Source organism: Paraburkholderia sp. SIMBA_030 (assembly GCF_046535245.1).
Taxonomy (GTDB): domain Bacteria; phylum Pseudomonadota; class Gammaproteobacteria; order Burkholderiales; family Burkholderiaceae; genus Paraburkholderia.
On record NZ_JAWRXB010001632.1, the window covers coordinates 1 to 236 of the forward strand.

Here is a 236-nt window from a genome sequence, read left to right on the forward strand (position 1 = left end):
CGTCTTGACCCAGAGCATTGCCATCGGTTGTGCGCCTCGCTTTACTGACGGCCTTCGCCGTGCCCGAGCACGACGTACTTCAGCGACGTGAGCCCTTCCAGGCCGACGGGGCCGCGTGCGTGCAGCTTGTCGTTCGAGATGCCGATTTCGGCGCCGAGGCCGAATTCGAAGCCGTCCGCGAAGCGCGTCGACGCGTTGACCATCACGCTGGCCGAATCGACTTCGCGCAGGAAGCG

At 65.3% G+C, this 236-nt stretch carries 1 pseudogene; it reads right to left on the reverse strand.

What is annotated here, in order from left to right:
- Positions 1-41: 41 nt before the first annotated feature.
- Positions 42-236 (reverse strand): annotated as a pseudogene (locus SB772_RS45535) (gamma-glutamyl-phosphate reductase); the annotation flags it as partial.